General features: G+C 41.3%; 24 protein-coding genes and 1 pseudogene. 11 read left to right on the top strand and 14 right to left on the bottom strand.

Annotated features, from left to right (window positions below; translation table 11 throughout):
- Positions 1-302 precede the first annotated feature (302 nt).
- The 7 genes and pseudogenes from gatC to PRK60_RS01675 form a co-directional block, all read left to right on the top strand.
- Entirely contained in the window at positions 303-620 is a 318-nt protein-coding gene (gatC, locus tag PRK60_RS01645; protein ID WP_003716693.1) for an Asp-tRNA(Asn)/Glu-tRNA(Gln) amidotransferase subunit GatC, read from the top strand.
- Positions 620-2092 (top strand): Asp-tRNA(Asn)/Glu-tRNA(Gln) amidotransferase subunit GatA, encoded by a 1473-nt coding sequence (gatA, locus tag PRK60_RS01650; RefSeq protein WP_273646182.1) that lies wholly within the window; start codon positions 620-622, stop codon positions 2090-2092. Before gatC ends, gatA begins: the two co-directional genes overlap by 1 nt.
- 1 nt (position 2093) lies before the next feature.
- Complete coding sequence (gene gatB, locus PRK60_RS01655) at positions 2094-3518, top strand: Asp-tRNA(Asn)/Glu-tRNA(Gln) amidotransferase subunit GatB (protein WP_102168767.1); 1425 nt, start codon at positions 2094-2096, stop codon at positions 3516-3518.
- Between the two features lie 9 nt (positions 3519-3527).
- Positions 3528-4547, top strand: a complete 1020-nt coding sequence (locus PRK60_RS01660) for a diacylglycerol kinase (protein WP_102168766.1) — start codon at positions 3528-3530, stop codon at positions 4545-4547.
- A 96-nt stretch (positions 4548-4643) separates the two neighbouring features.
- The gene (gene rlmD, locus PRK60_RS01665; protein WP_273646183.1) at positions 4644-6020 is read left to right on the top strand and encodes a 23S rRNA (uracil(1939)-C(5))-methyltransferase RlmD; all 1377 of its coding nucleotides are present in this window, start codon (positions 4644-4646) and stop codon (positions 6018-6020) included.
- Between the two features lie 422 nt (positions 6021-6442).
- A complete protein-coding gene (locus tag PRK60_RS01670; protein WP_273646184.1) occupies positions 6443-6724 on the top strand; it encodes a hypothetical protein in 282 nt (93 codons plus the stop codon).
- 58 nt (positions 6725-6782) lie between these two features.
- A pseudogene (locus PRK60_RS01675) lies at positions 6783-7118 on the top strand (transposase); the annotation flags it as partial.
- 94 nt (positions 7119-7212) lie between these two features.
- Here the strand turns inward: PRK60_RS01675 and PRK60_RS01680 are convergent.
- Positions 7213-7413, bottom strand: a complete 201-nt coding sequence (locus PRK60_RS01680; RefSeq protein ID WP_057741383.1) for a cold-shock protein — start codon at positions 7411-7413, stop codon at positions 7213-7215.
- A 210-nt stretch (positions 7414-7623) separates the two neighbouring features.
- Here PRK60_RS01680 and PRK60_RS01685 point away from each other — a divergent pair, with 210 nt between their 5' ends.
- Positions 7624-8070, top strand: a complete 447-nt coding sequence (locus PRK60_RS01685; protein ID WP_273646185.1) for a HEPN domain-containing protein — start codon at positions 7624-7626, stop codon at positions 8068-8070.
- 84 nt (positions 8071-8154) lie between these two features.
- Here the strand turns inward: PRK60_RS01685 and PRK60_RS01690 are convergent, their stop codons facing one another.
- From PRK60_RS01690 to PRK60_RS01750, 13 genes are all read right to left on the bottom strand, one after another.
- Entirely contained in the window at positions 8155-9732 is a 1578-nt protein-coding gene (locus tag PRK60_RS01690; protein ID WP_273646186.1) for a recombinase family protein, read from the bottom strand.
- Complete coding sequence (locus tag PRK60_RS01695; protein ID WP_273646187.1) at positions 9725-11386, bottom strand: recombinase family protein; 1662 nt, start codon at positions 11384-11386, stop codon at positions 9725-9727. Before PRK60_RS01695 ends, PRK60_RS01690 begins: the two co-directional genes overlap by 8 nt.
- 35 nt (positions 11387-11421) lie before the next feature.
- Positions 11422-11652, bottom strand: coding sequence for an SHOCT domain-containing protein (locus tag PRK60_RS01700; RefSeq protein ID WP_159209896.1), 231 nt, complete (start codon positions 11650-11652; stop codon positions 11422-11424).
- A gap of 92 nt (positions 11653-11744) precedes the next feature.
- Positions 11745-12584, bottom strand: coding sequence for a GH25 family lysozyme (locus PRK60_RS01705; RefSeq protein ID WP_273646188.1), 840 nt, complete (start codon positions 12582-12584; stop codon positions 11745-11747).
- A gap of 35 nt (positions 12585-12619) precedes the next feature.
- Positions 12620-13033 (bottom strand): phage holin family protein, encoded by a 414-nt coding sequence (locus PRK60_RS01710; protein WP_057748745.1) that lies wholly within the window; start codon positions 13031-13033, stop codon positions 12620-12622.
- Positions 13020-13403 carry a phage head closure protein gene (locus PRK60_RS01715; RefSeq protein WP_072575339.1) on the bottom strand — a complete coding sequence of 128 codons (384 nt, stop codon included), beginning with the start codon at positions 13401-13403 and terminating at the stop codon, positions 13020-13022. Before PRK60_RS01715 ends, PRK60_RS01710 begins: the two co-directional genes overlap by 14 nt.
- Positions 13403-13681 (bottom strand): head-tail connector protein, encoded by a 279-nt coding sequence (locus PRK60_RS01720; RefSeq protein WP_273646189.1) that lies wholly within the window; start codon positions 13679-13681, stop codon positions 13403-13405. Before PRK60_RS01720 ends, PRK60_RS01715 begins: the two co-directional genes overlap by 1 nt.
- A 16-nt stretch (positions 13682-13697) precedes the next feature.
- Positions 13698-14876 (bottom strand): phage major capsid protein, encoded by a 1179-nt coding sequence (locus PRK60_RS01725; protein WP_273646190.1) that lies wholly within the window; start codon positions 14874-14876, stop codon positions 13698-13700.
- 19 nt (positions 14877-14895) lie between these two features.
- A complete protein-coding gene (locus PRK60_RS01730) occupies positions 14896-15567 on the bottom strand; it encodes a head maturation protease, ClpP-related (RefSeq protein WP_048687325.1) in 672 nt (223 codons plus the stop codon).
- Entirely contained in the window at positions 15564-16829 is a 1266-nt protein-coding gene (locus tag PRK60_RS01735; protein ID WP_260235982.1) for a phage portal protein, read from the bottom strand. The genes PRK60_RS01730 and PRK60_RS01735 overlap by 4 nt, the downstream gene beginning before the upstream one ends.
- A gap of 28 nt (positions 16830-16857) precedes the next feature.
- Positions 16858-18456: a terminase large subunit gene (locus tag PRK60_RS01740; RefSeq protein ID WP_316243090.1), complete on the bottom strand. Its 1599-nt coding sequence runs from the start codon at positions 18454-18456 to the stop codon at positions 16858-16860.
- A gap of 67 nt (positions 18457-18523) precedes the next feature.
- Positions 18524-18730: a DUF5049 domain-containing protein gene (locus PRK60_RS01745; RefSeq protein ID WP_007124177.1), complete on the bottom strand. Its 207-nt coding sequence runs from the start codon at positions 18728-18730 to the stop codon at positions 18524-18526.
- 2 nt (positions 18731-18732) lie between these two features.
- Complete coding sequence (locus tag PRK60_RS01750; RefSeq protein ID WP_072575343.1) at positions 18733-19353, bottom strand: hypothetical protein; 621 nt, start codon at positions 19351-19353, stop codon at positions 18733-18735.
- Positions 19354-19472: 119 nt separating this feature from the next.
- Here PRK60_RS01750 and PRK60_RS01755 point away from each other — a divergent pair, with 119 nt between their 5' ends.
- From PRK60_RS01755 to PRK60_RS01765, 3 genes are all read left to right on the top strand, one after another.
- The gene (locus tag PRK60_RS01755) at positions 19473-20006 is read left to right on the top strand and encodes a helix-turn-helix domain-containing protein (protein ID WP_102169382.1); all 534 of its coding nucleotides are present in this window, start codon (positions 19473-19475) and stop codon (positions 20004-20006) included.
- 8 nt (positions 20007-20014) lie between these two features.
- Positions 20015-20902, top strand: coding sequence for an IS3 family transposase (locus tag PRK60_RS01760; protein WP_260846181.1), 888 nt, complete (start codon positions 20015-20017; stop codon positions 20900-20902).
- A gap of 143 nt (positions 20903-21045) precedes the next feature.
- Positions 21046-21501 (top strand): hypothetical protein, encoded by a 456-nt coding sequence (locus PRK60_RS01765; RefSeq protein ID WP_146001921.1) that lies wholly within the window; start codon positions 21046-21048, stop codon positions 21499-21501.
- The last annotated feature ends 21 nt before the right edge of the window (positions 21502-21522 follow it).

Below are 21522 nucleotides of genomic sequence, written 5' to 3' on the forward strand. Positions count from 1 at the left end.
TAGCAAGTCCCTGGCGAACACATTTCGGCTATGTTGCCGAGATAGCTTGAGGGAGCTTAGACTGAACGAGTTTCGACTATGTTGCATTAGGCGGAAGTTGCGGTCACGGCGAACACATTTAACTAAATAATAAAATTAAGTGTTTCATAACATGAAGTTTCACTTCTTCATCAATTATGAAACACTTTCTTTTCCCTTGAATATTTAGGGATGAATAGTTAAAACCATTAGTATTCTGTGCTAAAATTATTAAATGTATGTACTATATTTAAGCCATAATTACTGGAAAAGAGGTAGAGAGAATGGCCAGTAAGATCACTGAGCAACAAGTAGAACACGTTGCTGAACTTGCTAAGTTGGAATTTAAAGATGAAGAACTTACCAAGTTTACCACTCAATTAGGAAGCATTATTGATATGTTTGAAGACCTCACTAATGTTGATACCGAGGGCGTTGAACCAATGACTTCAGCTTCAGATCGGGAAAATGTTATGCGTGAGGATAAGGCAGTTAAGAGCTCTAAAGAAGAGACTGATGCACTGCTTAATAACGCTCCTGATACTGATGATGGGTACATTAAAGTTCCTGCAATCATCGATGAAAGTGAGGACGGCGAATAATGGATTTCTATCAAACCGACTTAAGTCAGTTGCATGATGATTTAAAAAACAAGAAGATCAGTGCAACCGAATTAACGAAAGAAACCTTTGATCACATTAAGGAAAATGAAGATCAAGTAAAGGCCTTCATTACCTTAAACGAAGAAGCAGCAATGAAAAAGGCTGCTGAAGTTGATCAACAAGGAATCAGTGAAGACCAATTAACTGCTGGGGTCCCATTGGCAGTTAAGGATAACATCTTAACTAAGGGATTAAAGACCACTGCAGCATCTAAAATCTTGGAAAACTTTAACCCTGTTTATGATGCAGCAGTTGTTGAAAAGTTAAATAACAACGGCTTTATTAATGTGGGGAAAACAAACCTAGATGAATTCGCCATGGGTTCATCAACTGAAAATTCGGCATTCTTCACCACTCATAACCCATGGGATCTTACCCGGGTTCCTGGTGGTTCTTCAGGTGGTTCTGCTGCCGCGGTTGCTGCTGGGGATGTCCTTGGTGCATTGGGGACTGATACTGGTGGTTCCATTCGGATGCCAGCTTCATTTAACGGAATTGTTGGGATGAAGCCAACATATGGCCGGGTATCTCGTTGGGGAATTATTGCCTTTGGTTCAAGCTTTGACCAAGTTGGGTGGTTGACGCGAACGGTTAAGGATAACGCATTGTTAACTCAAATGATTAGTGGCAATGATGAACACGATATGACATCATCCTTAAAGGAAGTTCCTAACTGGGCAGCTCAATTAAACGACGATACTAACGTTAAGGGCTTGCGGATTGCTGTTCCTAAGGAATACTTCGAAGGAATTAATGATGATGTTCATGAAGTAATTAAGAACGCCCTTGATCACCTTGAATCACTCGGTGCCATTATTGATGAAGTTTCCTTACCACACACCAAGTACGGTGTTCCTGCATACTACATTTTGGCCTCATCTGAAGCTTCATCAAACCTTCAACGGTATGATGGGATTCGGTATGGCTTTCGGGCACAAGATGTTAAGAACATTGAAGATGTTTATGTTCGTTCCCGGACTGAAGGTTTTGGTGAAGAAGTTAAACGGCGGATTATGTTGGGAACTTTCTCACTTTCGGCTGGGTTCTACGATGCTTACTTCAACAAGGCCGCTAAGGTTCGTCGCTTAATTGCTCAAGACTTTGACATTGTCTTTAAGGATCATGACGTTATTCTTGGTGCTACTGGTGCCTCAACAGCATTCAAGATTGGTGCCGAAATTGATGATCCGCAAACCATGTACATGAACGATGTTTTGACCGTTCCTGTTAACATGGCAGGTCTTCCCGCAATGTCAGTTCCAGCTGGCTTCTCAGCAAAGAACGGCATGCCAGTTGGTTTACAAATCATTGGGAAGCCATTTGATGAACAAACAGTTTACAACACTGCTTATGTCTTTGAACAAACTACTGATGTTCACAAGAAGGCACCTAAGTTAGGAGGTCAAAACTAAGATGAACTTTGAAACAACGATTGGGCTAGAAGTCCACGTCGAATTGAAGACTAATTCAAAAATTTACAGTCCATCACCAGTAGAATATGGTGACCAGCCTAACAGAAATACTAACGTGATCGACTGGGGTTACCCTGGTGTTTTGCCAACCTTGAACAAGGGTGTTGTTCGTGACGGGATCATGGCCGGCCTGGCTCTTCATGCCCAAATTGCTCGTCACATGCACTTTGACCGGAAGAACTACTTCTACCCAGATAACCCAAAGGCTTACCAGATCACTCAATCAGAAACACCAATTGCTCATGACGGTTGGATCGAGATTGAAGTTGATGGTAAGAAGAAAAAGATCGGAATTGAAGAAATGCATATTGAAGAAGATGCTGGTAAGAACACTCACACCAGCAAGTACTCATATGTTGACTTAAACCGTCAAGGAACACCATTAATCGAAATTGTTTCTAAGCCGGATATTGCTTCACCTGAAGAAGCGGTTGCTTACTTGGAAGCTCTTCGTCAACGGATCCAGTTTACTGGGATTTCTGATGTGAAGATGGAAGAAGGTTCAATGCGTGTCGACACTAACATCTCCATTCGTCCAGTTGGCTCTGACCAGTTTGGTACCAAGACCGAAATGAAGAACATCAACTCCTTTAACTATGTTCGGAAGGCATTGGAATTCGAACAAAAGCGGCACCAAAATGTTTTGCTTTCAGGTGGTCACATTGCCCAAGAAACACGGCGTTATGATGAAGCTACTGGTGAAACAATTTCAATGCGGACAAAGGAAGGTTCCGATGACTACCGTTACTTCCCAGAACCAGATATTCCTGATTTAAACGTTGACCAAAAGTGGATTGACGAAATTGAAGCCGAAATGCCTGAAATGCCAGGTGAACGGCGGGCACACTACGTTAAGGATCTTAGTTTAACTGATTACGATGCAATGGTCTTAACCCAAACCAAGGAAATGTCTGATTTCTTTGAAGAAGCAGTTAAGGATGGTGGCGATCCTAAGCGGGTTGCTAACTACTTAATGAATGATGTGAACTCCTACTTAAATGATAAGCAGGTCGACTTACCTGATACTAAGTTAACCCCAGCTAACCTGGCCGGAATGGTTAAGTTGATTGAGGATGGCACCATTTCATCCAAGATGGCAAAGAAGGTCTTCAAGGGAATTCTTGATGGTGAAGAACCAAGTGCTTACGCTAAGGAACATGGTTTGGTTCAATTATCTGACCCAGCTCAATTGCAACCAATCGTTGATGATGTTTTAGCAAACAACGAACAGTCAATTGAAGACTTTAAGAATGGTAAGGATCGGGCTGTTGGTTACTTAATGGGTCAAATTATGAAGCAAACTCGTGGTAAGGCTAACCCACAAGTTGTTACTAAGTTGTTGATGAAGTCATTAAACGCTAAGTAGTTTGGAGGGATGACCGTGCGAAAACGTGCCCGGATAATTTATAATCCTACTTCTGGTCGTGAAACGTTTCGGAGCGATCTGGTTGATATTCTTTCAATCTATGAAAAAGCTGGTTATGAAACTAGTGCTTTTGCCACAACGCCAGCACCTGATTCGGCGAAGAATGAGGCCACTCGCGCAGCTAAGGAAGGCTTTGACCTGATTGTTGCCGCTGGTGGTGATGGAACCCTTAATGAAGTAATTAACGGAATTGCCGGATTAGAGCATCGGCCAACCTTGGCAATTATTCCTGCTGGAACGACGAACGACTACGCGCGGGCATTACGGATTCCCCGTGATGATCCGATTGCCGCTGCTAAGCTGATTTTGAAGAAAAATAAAAAGTTCAAGATCGATATTGGTAAAGCCGGTGAGAACTACTTTATGAACATTGCCGCTGGAGGAACGATGACTGAGTTAACCTACGAGGTTCCTTCTCAAATGAAGTCCCTCTTTGGTTACGCTGCCTACTTTGCTAAGGGTGCGGAACTTATCCCGCGGATCAAGCCAATTGAGATGCAGATTAAGTACGATGGCAAAGAATATCGGGGTAGCGCAACGATGTTTATGATTGCCCTAACAAATTCTGTTGGTGGTTTTGAACAAATCGTTCCCGATGCTTCTCTTGATGACGGTAAGTTTACGATGATTATCGTGAAGAAGACGAACATGATTGATATGTTGAGTCTGATGGCAAAAGCCTTGCAAGGAAAGCATTTAGATGACCCACGAATTATCTATGAGAAGGCAACCGATATTGAAGTAATTCCACTAAATAAAGATGATCGCTTAATGGTTAACCTTGATGGTGAATATGGTGGCGATGCGCCAATGAAATTTCATGATCTGAAACAGCACATTGAGGTTGTTGCTAACCTGGATGAAATCCCTGATGATGCCATTACGGTTTCTGATGACTTTAAACGGGTTGAACAAGACTTCGTGAAGAGTGTTGATGACATTAAGGATCATGAAGAAAAGCAAAATTAAATAGTTGAACGGCTAGCGTCCTAAAATAGGAAGTTAGCCGTTTATTTTGTTATAATAGGGAAAGTTTGTCACGTTGAAATTAATGGAGGAATAACGTTGAAATTAAATATTCCAGTACATAAAAACGAAGAGTACCCCGCTAAGGTAGTTGATTTGACCTACGAGGGTAATGGGGTTGTGAAGATTGCTGATTTTCCTGTTTTCGTTCCGAATGCTTTGCCTGGGGAAGAGATCACTGTCCGTATTACAAAAGTTGCTAGTCATTTTGCTTGGGGTCGCGTAATGGCCTGGCAAACAAAGAGTCCTGACCGGGTTGATGTCAAGGATAAGAAGTATATCCAGACGGGAATTGCACCACTTGGTCACCTTAAATATGAAGCCCAATTAAAGTTTAAACAGCACCAAATCGTTGAGTTGCTGGCAAAAGCGCATCTAGATGAGATTGAGGTGTTGCCAACGATGGGGATGGACAAACCATACCATTACCGGAATAAGGCCCAGGTACCGGTCAAGATGGTTCGTGGTCAATTAGAAACAGGCTTTTATAAGCGTGGAAGTCATACCCTTGTGCCAATTGAAGACTTCTATATTCAAGATCCGGCTATTGATAAGGCAATTATGGTTGTCCGTGATTTATTACGGAAATATCATGTAACACCGTACGATGAACGAACTGGCAAGGGTGTGATCCGAACTGTCATGGTGCGTCGAGGATATTACAGTCATGAGGTAATGGTTGTTTTGGTTACCAACACCAAGCGTCTACCGATGGAGAAGCAAATTGTTGACGGGATTGTTGCTGAGGTGCCAGGAGTAAAAAGCATCGTTCAAAACATCAATGACAAAAAAACCAACCGTTTACTTGGCGATAAGAATAAAACGCTCTGGGGTACCGATGAAATTCATGACCAATTGCTCGGCATTGATTTTGCAATTTCACCATTATCGTTCTACCAAGTTAATCCGCAACAAACTGAACGCCTTTACCAAACGGCCATTGAAAATGCCGGCTTAGATGGTAGCCAGACAGTCATTGACGCTTATTGTGGAATTGGGACTATCTCATTAGCCGCTGCTAAGCACGCCAAGCAGGTTTACGGGGTTGAAATCGTTCCGGCTGCGATTGAAGATGCCAAGCACAATGCCAAACGGAACGGGATTAAGAATGCCCAATTTGTTGTTGGTAAGGCGGAAGAGCAATTCGCTAAATGGCAAGAAGAAGGTTTGAAGCCGGATGTCGTGATCGTTGACCCACCACGCAAAGGTCTTGCCGAATCCTTAATTGAAGCGACTGGTAAGATGGCACCACAAAAAGTGATTTACGTTAGCTGTAATCCTGCAACTTTAGTTCGTGATATCCAACGTTTTTCTGAACAAGGGTACCATGTGACAAAACCGATTCAGCCAGTCGATCAGTTCCCGCAGACGACGCATGTGGAGAGTGTTACGGTCCTCGAACGTACAGAAAAATAGCTCATAAACCGCGCTCTGACGGCATTTATAGATGATTGAAAGTGTACTTTTTCCCTTCTGAACTATTGGAATTAGTACACTTTTTCTATTTGAAGCTGGCGGGTCGAGTGTTCTATGTCCTATTTCGATAGTCGAGTAGACGAAGGTCCAGTTTGGCAGGTCGTGTCGATTAGGGTTGTGGAAGTAGAGGTGAGCCTTGATATGGTAGCGTTTGTGGTATGTACGAATCGGTCAGTTTGGTACTAAGGATTGAGTTAACAAAAATAATATTGAATTTATGCCAATTCGGTTAAAATATCGAAAATTCGCAGGAGAGTTGTATACTCGACGTATATGACAAAAATTATTCTTTTTAAATACATATAGAATAAACATGATGATTACGAATGAAGGTGCTTTCATGAAAAATAAGTGATAAGAATATGTTTCAGAATTTTGAGGTAAAGGCCTACTGGTTTCTTAATGACAATCAAAATTCCGGCTCTTACGGTTTTTTAAAATATAATGCTGGTCAGGATTCTGTATTCGAGATATCACCTGCTTTTTGTGATAAAACTGAACAATTTAATAGTCCATCACCATATGATATTTGTGGGATTTCTGAATATGGAGAAATTATCCGCGGAATTGTATACAGAGTAGGTAGTTCTTTTAATCATCCGGGATTAAGCATTGAAAAGATTCAATTCTTTGATTTAAAATAAAAAACGAAAGATGGCTCGAACCCCCGTCTTCGTTTAAAGAAAGGACCATCTTTCATGGATTATTCTCGCGATCAATCATCGTAGTAAGGATGAACTCAATCATTTACTCGCAATTAAATGGACCCAGCTTCCCCAATCACTTCAAAAAGTTCAACGGACTCTCCGGAGGCATCGTAAAGAGATTATCATCAGCTTTAAATATGGTGACTACACGAATGGTCCAGTCGAAGGAACTAACAATAAGATCAAAGTTATTAAACGAACTGCTTATGGCTTTCGTAACTTCTTTAATTTTCGGGCTCGAATCCTGCTTGCCCTTCCTAACTCATACTTTGCCATCAACTGGAAGAATAAAAGAACAGCTCATGTCCAATCTCAGACACGAGCTGTTTGAAAAGTTATTCAAATTTTTCTATCAGTACTTCTTGACGAAGAGCCATAAAAAAGAACTGCTCCATCAAAAGCAGTTCTTCATAATATTAGACAAATTATTGTGGAACAACATTAGTCGCTTTAGGTCCTCGATCTTCTTGTTCAACATCGTAACTAACTTTTTGCCCTTCCTCAAGACTCTTAAAACCGTTAGTTTTAATTGATGAAAAGTGTACGAATACATCTTTACCATCTGAACCAGAGATAAACCCAAAGCCCTTATCAGCATTAAACCATTTTACAGTACCATTTTGCATATATATATCCTCCTAGGAATCAAACCAAAGTAACCAAATTGAATTAACATCTAAGAAAATAATAGATAGCAAAAATGAATGATACTTATAACTTCCGTATATGTCAATTTAACTAACTTTAACACTTTAATTCGCTGTATGCAACCCTAAATAATTCAAGCGCACAGTTTTTCATATGACTATAATGATGTCCAATCGGAGTTGCTCAGTGTGATAAATAATTGGGTAAGTTCCTCAAAAGAGTTACAGTTACTGGTGGATGACTATTTGTTAACGGTTAACTACAGGCCGGTAATTGAAAATGATCTTGTCAATTATACACAAGGCATTGAATCGTATTTTAGAAATGCACGTCTTACTTTGAGGGATAAAATAAACAAATTTATTGAGGAATTGCCTGAATCCTATAGAGAACTATTATCTGAACACGTTGGAAATACAGATGATTGGATTGGAAAGCTTGTAAGCACAAGGGTATTCCTAACACACGGAGATAGAGAAAATATGGCGGTATCTAATCCTTATAAGTTAGTGCAGATGACAAAAATATTCGGCTTTATGGTTAGAATCTTTATTTTACAAAAATTAGGGATAACCATTGATAAACCAAAGATACTTAATAAATTTAAGAATGTTTTAACTACTCATTACTATTAAGTAACACGAACTTACTGTAAATTAGGTTTAATAAAGATCAGAATGTTTAAAATAGCACCCAGCCAAAATAGCTGAGTGCCAATATCACATATTAACTTTAATCACTTCACCATCTTTGAATGTGAATTCCATGTAGCGTTTGAAGATGGTGATTTTTTCTACTAAACGGCGAACCAGTTGTTCATCAAAATCTACCAAGCCATATTTGTGGAATTCGACCAGTTTGTTGATTTCATCAAGGTTGTGTAGTTTGGCTTGTTGATTAGTTTCCCGACTCTGTACTTTTTCTTTTTGTTTGCGAAGGTCCATAATTTGTTGGGTTAGCGCATCACAATCCTGGTGTTGGCTGGCAGCTTGAATCAATTTCATCTGCACTTTTTCCAGCTGGTGGTCGATTTGATCAAGTGTTGGTCCTTTGGAGTTCTTGATGACCTTCATGATGTTAGCTTTAATTTGCTTACTGGCTAACTCGTGGCCTTCGATTAATTGATTGAATGCTTCAACAGTGGCTTCTTTTAGCAATGGTTCTTTGACATTCCTGATCATACACCGCCGGCCAGTTTTACTTCTCCTTATCCGGCTAGCACAACGCCAGACCGCTACTTTCTCTGGTCGATACCACATATTCCGTTGCAAAATGTCACCGCATTTACCACAGAATAATTTTTGAGAGAAGCAATATTTGCCGTTAAGTCGCCGATGTTTCCCGTTTTTAGTGGTGATCCCGTTACGCCGCTGTTTGATAATCTGCTGAACTTTCGTGAACACCGATTTAGGAATAATCGCCGGATGATCATTTTCCACATAATACTGGGGCATAATGCCGTTATTCTTAACTCGCTTTTTATTAAGAAAATCAACGGTGTAAGTCTTTTGTAAAAGGGCATCACCCATGTATTTTTCATTCTTTAGGATTTTAGCCACGCTGCTAGAGCGCCAATTTTTTGTTTTGCCACCAGTCAAGATACCATCAGCTTTGAGCGAATCGGCGATTTGTTTCATAGTCATTCCGTTTAGGTAGCTATAGAATATCCGTTTAATGACCTTGGCTTCCTCTGGTTCAATTACTAGATTTCCCTGAGCATCTTTGGTGTAACCGAGGAAGTGATTATGATTGACAAACACTTTACCTTGTTGGTAACGGTATTGAATCCCCATTTTGACGTTTTGCGATAAGGACTCACTTTCTTGTTGAGCAAGGGAAGCCATGATGGTAATCAGAACTTCACCTTTGGCATCCATGGTATTGATATTTTCTTTTTCAAAGAAGATTGCAACATTGATGGCTTTTAAGTCTCTGATATACTTCAGGCAATCAATAGTATTTCGAGCAAATCGGCTAATTGACTTGGTGACAATTAAGTCTATTTTACCGGCTTTACAGGCTGCAATCATTTTATTGAATTGTTCCCGTTTCTTGGTGTTGGTTCCGGAGATTCCATCATCAGCATAGATACCTGCAAATTCCCAGGTGGGTTCCTTTTGAATTAGCTCTTTGTAGTGAGCTACCTGAGTTTCGTAGGAGCTAGCCTGCTCATCATAGTCGGTTGAAACCCGGCAATAAGCAGCTACCCGGAGCTTTTCAAAAGGTTGTGAACTACGTTGATGATGGACGCTATTTCCTTTTGGCTGATGGGCAGGAATAATGCGTACTTTACCCAATTAAATCACCTTCACTTTCGATAATACTGTACAAATATTCTGCTTGTTTGATTGGATCGTTATAACGTTGTTTGATCATGCCACGATAAAAATGTTTATCAATGGTAGCCGTCTTGGACAGCTTTTCATATAACTCCAATCCACATTGCAGTTTAAATACTACTTTGTTCGGGTTATTTACAACAATCTGTCGCACAAAATGTTGAAATAGTGTGTCACTAAAATCAGACAGTTTTTGATCCTGTTGGCACCAATGTAATAGGTCTCTCACGTCCTCAAAATTATTAGCTGAATCAGTATTCTGAGCGTTAAGTTGCTTGATCTTTTTGCGACACTGGTAGGTATCCTGTTCGAGTTTGGCAGTTTGATTTACGTAGATGGCTTTATCAAGTAGTTCGGCCTGCATCAGTTGAGTGAGCGTTTCCGCCTTTTGATCATTGATTTTGATTCTGCTGGTTAGATCTTCTAATTGACCATTACTATCGCTATTAGCCTGATTTTTTAAATCCTCTAGCAATGGCCGTAATAAGAACTTTTGGCCGAAAATCAATTTATTCATCATGTTGCAGAAAGCAGTTTTTAGACTCGCTTCAGAAACCGCCTTAATTGAACATTGTTTGGCGGACTTTAGATGTTTTTGACAGGCCCAGCAGATTTTATGGGGACGTGTTTGTCGCTTGAAAGTAGTGCCGCAATTATCACAGATGATTTTGCCAGAGAATAGGTAGTGCTGTTGATACTTATAGCTGCCAGTTTCGATATGACGTTTTTGGGCCGCCACTTTAAGCAGTGCTTGAACCCGGTTAAAAGTTTCGTGGTTAATCAGACTAGGATGGTGATTCTCAATTAAGTATTGGGTGAGTTCACCTTGGTTAAAATGACGATGATATTGATCATCACGGTAGGTCTTTTGACAGAGCATATCACCGGTGTAATTACTGTTTCGCAAGATGTTGATAACAGTATTGCTTCGCCATTGGCCGCCACGTTTTGTTGCTACACAGTTATGATTCAACTCCTTAGCAATACGACTAGCTGACATCCCATGTGAAAATTGTTGAAAGATTTTTCGCACAATCTGGGCTTCAGCTTGATTGATAACTAAGTTGCCATCTTCAATCGAATATCCATATGGAGCTGAAGATACTCGGAATTCACCACTGGCGAAACGTTGTCTGATCGCCCAGCGTAAATTTCCTGCGGTGGAGTGTGATTCGTCCTGAGCAATGCTGCTGAGAATCGATAGAAATAACTCGCTGGCCATCTCACCAGTGTTGATGCGTTCCTTTTCAAAGATGATGGGGATACTCAGCTGTTGTAACTCTCGAACAATTCGCAGACAGTCGGTAGTGTTCCTCGATAAGCGGCTGATCGACTTGGTAATTACTAAGTCAATTCGGTGATTATGACAATCAGCTAGTAATTCTTTTAAGGCATTACGCTTCGTCAATTTGGTACCTGAAATTCCTTCATCGTAATAGATCTTAGCTAACTGCCAGTTTGACTGATTGCTAATGTATTTTTGATAGTGTTCACGCTGATTTCCAAGACTTTCTAGTTGTTCAATGTTGTCAGTTGAAACCCGACAATAGGCCGCCACACGGAGTTGTTTGACATCACGTTGGTAGCTTTGAATTTTAGTAATGGTCGACATGACACTCCTCCTTTCGTCAGTGTGGTATGTTAGCTCTAGAGGCCTGATGTATCAACGCTTCCGGGCCCTAATAATGGTGGAAATGATTGTTTATTTAAGGCATCAATGTTCTTAAATTCGGTGGGTGAGATTAAGCCTTTATTAAGCAGATTCTGGATGATCTGTTTTGCTTGTTGATAATGCAAATCATTCAATAATTGCTCTGAGCTAATATTCTTACTTGTTATTAGTGGTTGATGGGTTACTGGTTGTACTTTCTTCACCATGTTTAATTACCTCCACTGATAAGCCAGAACAAGCGGAAAAGTAAACCATGGCAAAAGAAAAAAGCCTGCAGATCGTAGTCCACAGGCAAAAGTTACAGTAGTTGATTGACACGTTTTTGAATTTGAATTGGATCATAGCAGGCCTGTTTCAAACGGGTAATTCGTTCCTTACCATTACCCCAGGATCCTCGGATAACTTCACAGGCGATTTGGTCGACTGACTTATGATTCAACAGGCGATTAACTTTTTCCTGTACCACTGCGTAGTCGTAACCAGCAGCGGTTAAACGTTGTTGACGGTCGACACCATTGCCCCATTGACCATTTAATACTTCAGCAGCTAGTTCATCAGGATTTTTCCTGGTAACTAGCTGTTTTTTGTTAATAACTGCTGCGTAATCAATGTAGGCATAATCCAGATCACAGTTGCCATTGACACCTGGAACAGAACCAGTAGAGGAATGTTGCCAGATTCCGTAATTACCACTGTAGTTACAACGCGGACCATATTCAGCCACCCAGACAGCATAACGCTGAGCGACAGCTGATGAAATATAGTTTTGTAGTGGTGACCGTGAGATGTAGAGACCGGTGTAACAACCGTTTTGTTCTAGCACACAGCAAAAACTTTTGACTAAACTATCACAGAAGGCACGTCCCTGATGGAATTGCCATTGTTCTTCGAGGTCAAAGTAAATTGGATAATCAAAATGACGGTTACCTAAAACAGTCAAACAGGCACGAGCTTCGTTAGCTGCGTCTTCGGGAGAAATAGCATAGGAATACCAATAAGCTCCTACTTGTAAACCGGCTGCTTTGGCTTGGGTATAGTGTTCTGCAAAGTAACGGTCTTCTTGGCTCGCTGACCGACCATAGCCAGCTCTGATTAGAACAAACTTAACACCACTTGCTTTGACTGCATTGAAATCCACATGTCCTTACCATTCAGAAATATCAATCCCAGGAATCATGATTTATCACCATCCTTGTCATGTAATTGTTGGAGAATACTCTTTAACTTATCGGGCACAGGTAAGCCTAAGCGACTGGTATTTTCCAGTAATGAAATTCCTTCATTAGAGATATAGAAAAAGACTGTTGCTGTTCGGATGGCCGAACCGTTTTTTAGCAGATAGACGTCAAGAGAGTGGGCAATACCTACTAAGAGTAGAATCAGCATTTTTCTAGTGAGACCACGAAAACCGATCTCACTGGAGAGTTTATGTTCATTAATTGCGCAGAGCACACCGGTAATATAGTCCGCCACCATGAAAATGAGTAGAACATACAAAAAGCCATCCAGGCCGCCTAAAAACCAGCCAAGAAATGCACCAACAGCACCAAAACAAGTATTGATGATGGTTAAACTAGTTGTCTTCATCTGGATTATCAACTCCTCTCGAATACTCGGCCTTAATTTCCAGATACTCATGGTTGTATTTGACGTCATCGATAAAGCCGATATTGTAGCCGCGTCCTTCAAACCAGATGTTAGTTTCTTCGTCAACGTCGTCACGGTATCGGATAATAAAGGACAATTGCTTTTCCAATTTAACGGATACCGCCGTGTAGTATTCCTGACCGTGCAATGCCGAGACTTTAGCCCATACATCACCGAGGCGAACATCTTTGTACATCGACATTCCAGTATTAGGATTTTCGCCGACATATTTCTTTTTCATTAGAGTAATGCGTCGATCTAGTTCACCAATATCAGCAATCTTACTGATACGTTTGTTTTGCTGTTGCATTAAAATTCCTCCTTCCGGTAAGGGGACAAAATGGCCCGAAGAAATTTAATCATGGCATCAAAATCAGCTGTTTCCCGATATTCATAAAGGTAAGCCACTGTATAGAGAATGGCGGTATGAATATCATCAGGGAGGGGATCAAACGCTGATATTGGTTGGCGAAGCACATTCTCGACCGTAGCTGTTGCCGATCCAATCAACTTTGTAATGAGGTCATCTTCAACAGTGTTGTCTACTCTCAGGTAGGCTTTTGCTTCGGCCAAAGTAATAGCAGCCACATTTCATCAATCCTTTCTATTTAGCAGCCATGGACAAGGTTTTAATTGCTTCTGGTAGGATAACTTTGCCGTCAACTCTTTGTGAGCCTAAAAAACCAACTTGACCAGTTACGGCATAAAGTTCATTAAGACGTTTGAAAGTTCGGCCTTGTCGATCTGCAATCCAGTAGTAATTGAAGTCGCCGAAGAGAACTGGCTTATTGGAAGCAGACAGTGTTGGCATGAATGGACTGGTATAAACAGGGCAGTTGAGGATTCTGTCTGGCTGACCTGCTTGAACGGAAGGTTGCCAAATGTATTGGTCATTTTTATCTTTCATCTTGCGGATGGCCTTCACAGTATCATCATTCATCAAAAAGACAGCATTTTGACGGTATGGTGTCTTCAAAGAATAGAAGAGATCGATTAAATCATCAAAAGTTAATGAATCGGCCTTAGCAGCTGTGGATCCGGCTGAAGCACCATTAGTGTCAGTTAAGATGCCAGTAGGTTGACCAGTACCGGTACCGGTTAAAAAGGCTTGTTCTTCGGCATTACCGAGCCTGCGACCGAATTCATCAGAGAGATAGGACATCAAATCAAATGCGGAATCGTTTAGTAATTCTTCCGACACTTTGATTAGGGTTCCTAACTTATGGGCGCCTAGTGACACCTGACTAAATTGTGTGTTGGACTCTGTGTAGGCCGTTTCTTCTTCAAGCCAAGCAGCTGTTCCTTCGCTGGCAACAACCGGAATCTTGTGTTCACCGCTGTTGGTTTGGATGACATGGCTGATGGTTCGTAGGACATTTGTTTCTTGCAACTTTTGGATAAGCTGGTTTTCAAATTCGTCGGGCACTAAGAAACCACCATCGGGGTCCGCACCTTCCTTAAGAGCATCCACGACGGCATGTCCACGCATCATTTGCCAGAAATCTTTTGCATAAGCATCCTGGCTCTTTGGTAGCTGATCAGCAGTTGGGGAATTAGTAAGGGCCTTACTGGTGGGTTGGTTCAGTATCACTTCAATTTCTGCCTGCTTGTGCCTTCGATCGATTTCCTTACCTAAGTCGACAACTTCTTGCTCCATCTTTTCATAGCGGGCATTGTCTTCGGCTGATAGTACATCCGACTCCTTTTGCTTAGTATCCAAAAAATCCTTTGCTTGCTTCCAAATACGGGCACGCTTTTCTTGTAATTCAGTAATCTTACTCATTGATAAGTCCTCCTAAAAATTAGTGTGATAACAAAGAAAGCCGCTTTTGTAGCGACTTTACAGAGATAGTATTTTGGCTTGTTCGTTTGAGTTTATTGAGGACAACGAGATCCGATTGCTTATCCGAATAGGAATAACAATCTGTGATATCTTTATTTTGACCTAGCATATCATCAGCAAAGCCCAACTCAATCGCTTTATTGACATTCATCCAGGTTTCGTCATCCATCATGGCTGAAATCTTCTCGCGGGGTAGGTTTGTTTTAAGCTCATAGGCATTAATGATTGATTCTTTGGTTTCAGCTAGCATCTGTGCAGCTTGATCAAGATCTTCTTTTTGTCCACCAACAATGGTTAATGGATTATGGATCATGATCATCGCGGTTGGAGCCATGGAAACTTTTGTTCCTGCCATGGCGATAACTGATGCCGCTGAAGCAGCGATACCGTCAATTTTGACGTTCACGTCATCGGGATAATTCATTAGCATCGTGTAAATGCGACTGGCAGCGACACAGTCACCGCCGGGAGAATTTAACCAGAGATTGATTGGCCCTTTCCCTTGACTTAATTCATCTTGAAATACTTGGGGGGTGACTTCATCATCAACCCAGCTATCTTCAGCAATCGTACCGTTGATAGTTAAGACACGTTGATTTTGAGGACCGCTCCAGTTCCAGAAACGTTTCATTCTTTTGGTTCCTCACTTTCTTTAGATGGCTGAGAACTATAGAAGTTACCAGCTTGGTTGAGTGGTAGCATATTACCGTTAACCAGGTACTGATCACCGCCTTCATCAGCGGGGATACGGTTGAGATCCTCTAACTCACGAATGTCATTAGCGGACAACCAGCCGTTTTGTCGACCAATGGCGTAACCATTCATGCGGCTTTCGTAATCACCGCGCAGCAGGCCATCAACGTTGAATTTGATGAAGTATTTCTGCTGGTCGTCAGGTGAAAGTAATTGCTGGTTCATCGCTTGTTCCCAACGGACACACCAAGGGTTCAGGGTGTACTTTACGAATTCTAGTGATTGCTGCTCAATATTTGAGAAAGTTGAACGGTCTAGGTCACCAACCATATGCGGTGGAACACGAAAAATTCTGGCAATTTCGTCGAGTTGGAATTTTCGGGTATCAAGAAATTGCGCTTGGTCAGGTGGAATGGAAAGTTGATGAAAAGTCATTCCTTCTTCCAAGACAGCAATGCTGTGATTATTAGATCCCGAAAATTGTGACTGCCAACTTTTCCGAAGCCGTTCAGGGTCTTTGACTACATTAGGATGCTCGAGAACACCACCAGGTGTGGCATCATTTTTGAAGAAGGTTGCTCCATATTGTTCGGCGGCCATAGATAATCCAATCGCATTCTTAGCCATAGCAATAGGGCTGTAGCCGATCAAACCATCAAATCCTAATCCTGCGATATGAAGGACTTCATCGGACAAGAGAATTACTTGCTTCGATTTATTTTTTGCCTGGTAATCATCGTAGTTGCGAGTATAGGTGTAGTAGATTTCACCGTTGGCAGCACGGTTAACGTCCATTCGATCAGGCATCAAAGGATAGAGCCCAGTGATCTCGCCTTGACCGTTTCGAATGATTTGTGCATAGGCGTTACCCCACAGCAATAAATGGTTCATCATGGTTTCACGAAAGATAAAACTGGTCATTTCTGGATTTGGCGCATCATGAAGCAAAAAATAAAGCGGGTGGTTAATTGCTCGCTGTTTACCACCATCGTTGGTGTATTGATAAATGTGGAGTGGCAGTTCAGCTAATCCTTCAGCCAAGACTCGCACACAAGCATAAACTGCTGTATTCTGCATTGCGGTGCGTTCGGTCACATTTTGGCCAGCCATCGAACTGCCGAAGAAAAATGACATGGTGCTGGATAGGGTGTTTTTGGGTGAAGCTTTATTGGTATGGAACAATTTATTAAATAGACTCATGGCATCAACTCCTTTCAGTTCTTCGTAATTACAACATTAATAGACCTCGACCATCATAAACAGAATCACCATTATCCTCATTTCGGATAGCACGATCCAGTCCCATAATGGTGGCCACTACGCCATCAATTTTTTCAGTTGACTTAGCCTTGTCAGGTTTAATATTCCCAGCTGGGTCAGTGCGGATATAGATATTGTCCATCATCCAACGCAAGACCGGATGACCGCCATGAGCGATCTTCTTTTCCAGAGTTAATCGCATTAGTTCTTTAGTTGGAGGCGTCATGTCCTTAAATCCCTGGCCAAATGGGACCACGGTGAATCCCATACCTTCAAGATTTTGAACCATTTCGACAGCTCCCCATCGGTCGAAGGAAATTTCACGGATGTGATATTTCTTTCCCAGATCATCAATAAAGTGTTCGATGAATCCGTAGTGAACTACATTACCTTCCGTGGTTTGTAGGTAACCCTGTTGTTTCCAAATATCGTAGGGAACGTGATCACGGCGCACCCGCAGATCAACGTTATCCTCTGGGATCCAAAAGTAGGGCAGCAAAGTATAACCTTCGGAGTCATCTCTTGGGGGGAATACCAGTACAAAAGCCGTAATATCAGTAGTTGATGACAAATCAAGACCACCGTAGCAATCGCGGCCACGTAATTCATCGGGATCAACAGGAAAGGCACAAGCATCCCATTTATCCATGGGCATCCAACGAACGTCCTGTTTTACCCACTGATTTAAACGCAGCTGTCGGAAGGTATTCTCTTCAGCCGGATTCTCCTTAGCTGAATTATAGGCATCCTTGACCTTCTCCATTTTGACAGTAATACCCAGAGAAGGATTAGCTTTTTTCCAAACTTCAGGACTTGACCAATCTTCGTCACGTCCGGCGCCATAAATGACCGGATAAAAACGGGGATCATGTTTACGGCCCTCCATGATGTCGATTGCTTTTTGATGAACCTGGTAACAGATAGAGTGTTCATCATTACCAGCAGTGGTTATTAGAAAGTAAAGGGGCTGTGTTCTGGCATCCCCCGAACCTTTCGTCATGACGTCGTATAGTTTCCGGTTCGGTTGGGTATGAAGTTCATCAAAAATAACGCCAGAAACATTAAAGCCATGCTTGGAGTAGGCATCGGCGGACAAGACTTGGTAGAAACTATTAGTTGGTTCATAGATCAAGCGCTTCTGAGAAGCTAAGATCTTGCACCGCTTCTTCAAGGCAGGATTCATCCGTACCATATCAGCAGCTACGTCGAAAACAATCGCGGCCTGCTGGCGATCAGCAGCACAACCATAAACTTCTGCACGTTCTTCACCATCAGCGCAGCAAAGCAGTAGAGCAACAGCCGCCGCCAGTTCTGATTTGCCTTGCTTTTTTGGAATTTCGACGTAAGCAGTATTGAATTGACGATACCCATCAGGTTTTAAGATGCCAAAAATGTCGCGAATAATTTTTTCCTGCCAGTCAATGAGGTCAAAAGGCTTACCCGCCCAGGTTCCCTTGGTATGGCATAGGCATTCGATAAATGAAACTGCAAAATCAGCTGCGTCTTTGTTATAAGTAGAGTCCTTGGCCATGAACCTAGTTGGCTTGTAATCTTTTAGTTTTCGCAAGAGGGCATCACATCCTTTCAGTTGTACTAAAAAAGCACTGAGTGTTAACTCAATGCTTGATTGATGATTAATTAAACTTGCCAGTTAATATCAAATTTACGTATCCGGCGCGGTCAGTATTCAAGTAATCGATTAAGTCATGGCAGTTATAGTAGTATGCCAGTCTTTTGACATTTTCCACATCAAACATATTGGCTTCACCAGTGTTGCGGATTTTTAAGACCTGCTGGCGGATTCGGTTACGTTTAGCTAATTCGTCCTTAATTCGATTCATGATTAGTCCCCCTGGTTCTTAAAAGCAGCTGATCCAGTTAAGTTGCGTAACAATACTTTCCGTTGGTCTTTAAACTTGGGACCGATAAATCCTAGGCGTAGCAGGAAACAGCGGAAAGCATATTTTTCATTACTCTCTTCGTGTGGTTCTGACATGATTCGCTGGTGGCTGATGGCATATTGGACCAGCTTGTCGACAAATTGTTGATAAGCCAAAGCATCGTCAAGTTTCACTTCTTTAAACCAATCGAAGGATACCTGTTTTTCATCGACGTTTAAGGGGAGGGCTTCCAGCTGGCAAGCGTCCTTAATTAACTGCCCCTTAGCCCATATTAGGTGGCGCAGGTTATCAAGAGCCTGATCTGTAAACTTATCTCGCTGGTAGGCTAGGTTCAACTTGATTATTTCAGTAGGGTGGAAGCCTTGCTGTTCAAGATAATCGAGTAAATTGGCCGGGATCTCATCCGGGGATGTTAGGACTCCATCTTTGTTAACAGTGTACTTGCCAATCTGATAAGCGTAGGTAGGTGTGTATTGATATTCGGCCTTTCGATGAGTATAGTCAGCCAGCTTCGTCACCAATTCTTTTCGTTGCTGGCCGTGTACATTAAATTTAATTTCCATCTTCTGTACCTCCTTGTTTGATCACTGTATACATCACTCTAAAGGGTACAGATAGCAAGGAACTTTGAAGTGCCTCATAATTGTTAGACAAAAGTTCTAACGATTGTGAGGCACTTTTTATGACTAAATACAAACCTGACTTTAAAGCTAAAATTGTCCACGAATATCTGACTACTCCACAAAGTTCTCGAGCCTTGGGGCGCAAATACAGTATCAGTAGCCGACTGATCAGGAAATGGATTCAAAGATATCGCTTAAGTGGGATAGACGCCTTGAAACGGCGTCGTCATCCACGAACCCTTACCGCAGATTTTAAGTTGAGTGTGATAGACTACTACCAAACTCATGAGGAATCGATGGTTAAAGTAGCGGCTCGATTTGACGTGCAAGCGTGCCAAATTTCACTTTGGCGGTCACAGTTCAAGCGAGATGGTATTGAAGCCTTGAAACCTCACCCGAAAGGTAGGCCGTCAAAGGTGAAACATACTAAGAAACGACTTCGTCGTCTTACTAATAAGACTGAAGTGGAACGTTTAAAAGAAGAACTTGCCAAGAAAAGCCAAGAACTCTATGACACAAAATTGGAACGTGACATCTTAAAAAAATCGTTGGCCCTGTTCGGACCCTCCAAGGCAAAGAGAAAACGCAAATAGTTGATCAGATCAGGGCAGATCAAGCATCGCTACCGAAGAAATATCGCTATAAGATTGGTGACATTCTCCATAAAATCAACCTTCCTAAGGCTACTTACCATGATGAGCGCAAGCGCATCGCTAACCATCATGATAAATATGCGAGTGTTAAGCAAGTGATTCTTAGCGTGGCTAAAGAAGGGCAAGTCCGCGGACGATGGACCTACGGTTATCGTCGCGTGAACCAAAAACTGCGGGCAATGGGCATTCATTTGGCGGACATGACGGTGAACAAGTTGATGGCGAAATTAGATGTTCAAGTGGCACTGTATAATCGCCACCGTAGTGGTAAATACTCATCTTATGAAGGTAATGTGGGCACAGTTGCGGATAATCTACTAAAACAACAATTTCAGGCCACCATTCCTTATCAAGTCCTCCACACAGATGTTTCTCAAGTTCGCTTAGCTAATCACAGTTGGGCTTATATTTCCTCAATTATCGATGAAGCCAGTAAGGAAGTTTTAGCCTTCCAATTGAGTCAACATCCTGATCGACAGTTGATTACCGCTACTCTCAACGAGCTATGTACAAAGCTGCCTGATAATGCTCAACCAATTATTCATTCTGATCAGGGGTGGCACTATCAACTGGGGTACTATACCCAAAAGTTAGCTGATAATCACTTTATTCAAAGTATGTCCCGTAAGGGAAATTGTCATGATAACGCACCAATGGAGAGTTTCTTTCACCTGTTTAAGACAGAGTTATTAGATGGTTTCCCACCATGTAAAGACTTAGCTGAATTAAAATCACTCTCAGCTCAATACATTCATTACTTTAATTACCAACGTATCTCCTTAAAAACAAAAGGTATGACTCCGGTTGAATACCGAAATCATACCTTGGTAGCTTAAATAATCAATTTTGTCTAACTTTTTTGTTGCACTTCAGTCTTGTTATAACAGATGATATTTTTAATTTTTATCATAAAACTGTTCCTAATAACTTTGAGCTGTCAAATGATATAGGAATTCGTCACAGACCCTTGGATATACAAATGATGAATGTTTACATTTCACCAGGTGATACGGTATACTTTAAAATTCCTATTAATATTGGCTATGCAAATTTAAGTTCATTGATAAAATTTATTTGTAAAGACCCGAATTTTATGTCGAGTAACGGAACAACCTGTAGTTATCCTTTTGACAATCCTGAAGAATTAGACAGATTCCTTGAAAATATGAATTCATTTCCAATACAAGTGAACGTTTGTTTTAAAATTACTGATATTGAGGGTAATATTTATAATAAAGAACAACCGGTATATGCTTATTTTGATATTAGAAAAATCAGAAATAATGATAATAAAGAACATATGGATTATTTTATAACAGGTGGTATGAGTACAAGTAGTATTTTCCCAAATGATATACAGGAAATAAAGGGATTAAAAGAGTATATTGAAGAACAATTTTCAATTAATAATAAAAATGGTACCCAGCCAAAATAGGTGAATGTCATGATGCGCTGA

Origin of the sequence: Limosilactobacillus portuensis (genome assembly GCF_028607025.1) — a bacterium.
GTDB classification, from domain to species: domain Bacteria; phylum Bacillota; class Bacilli; order Lactobacillales; family Lactobacillaceae; genus Limosilactobacillus; species Limosilactobacillus portuensis.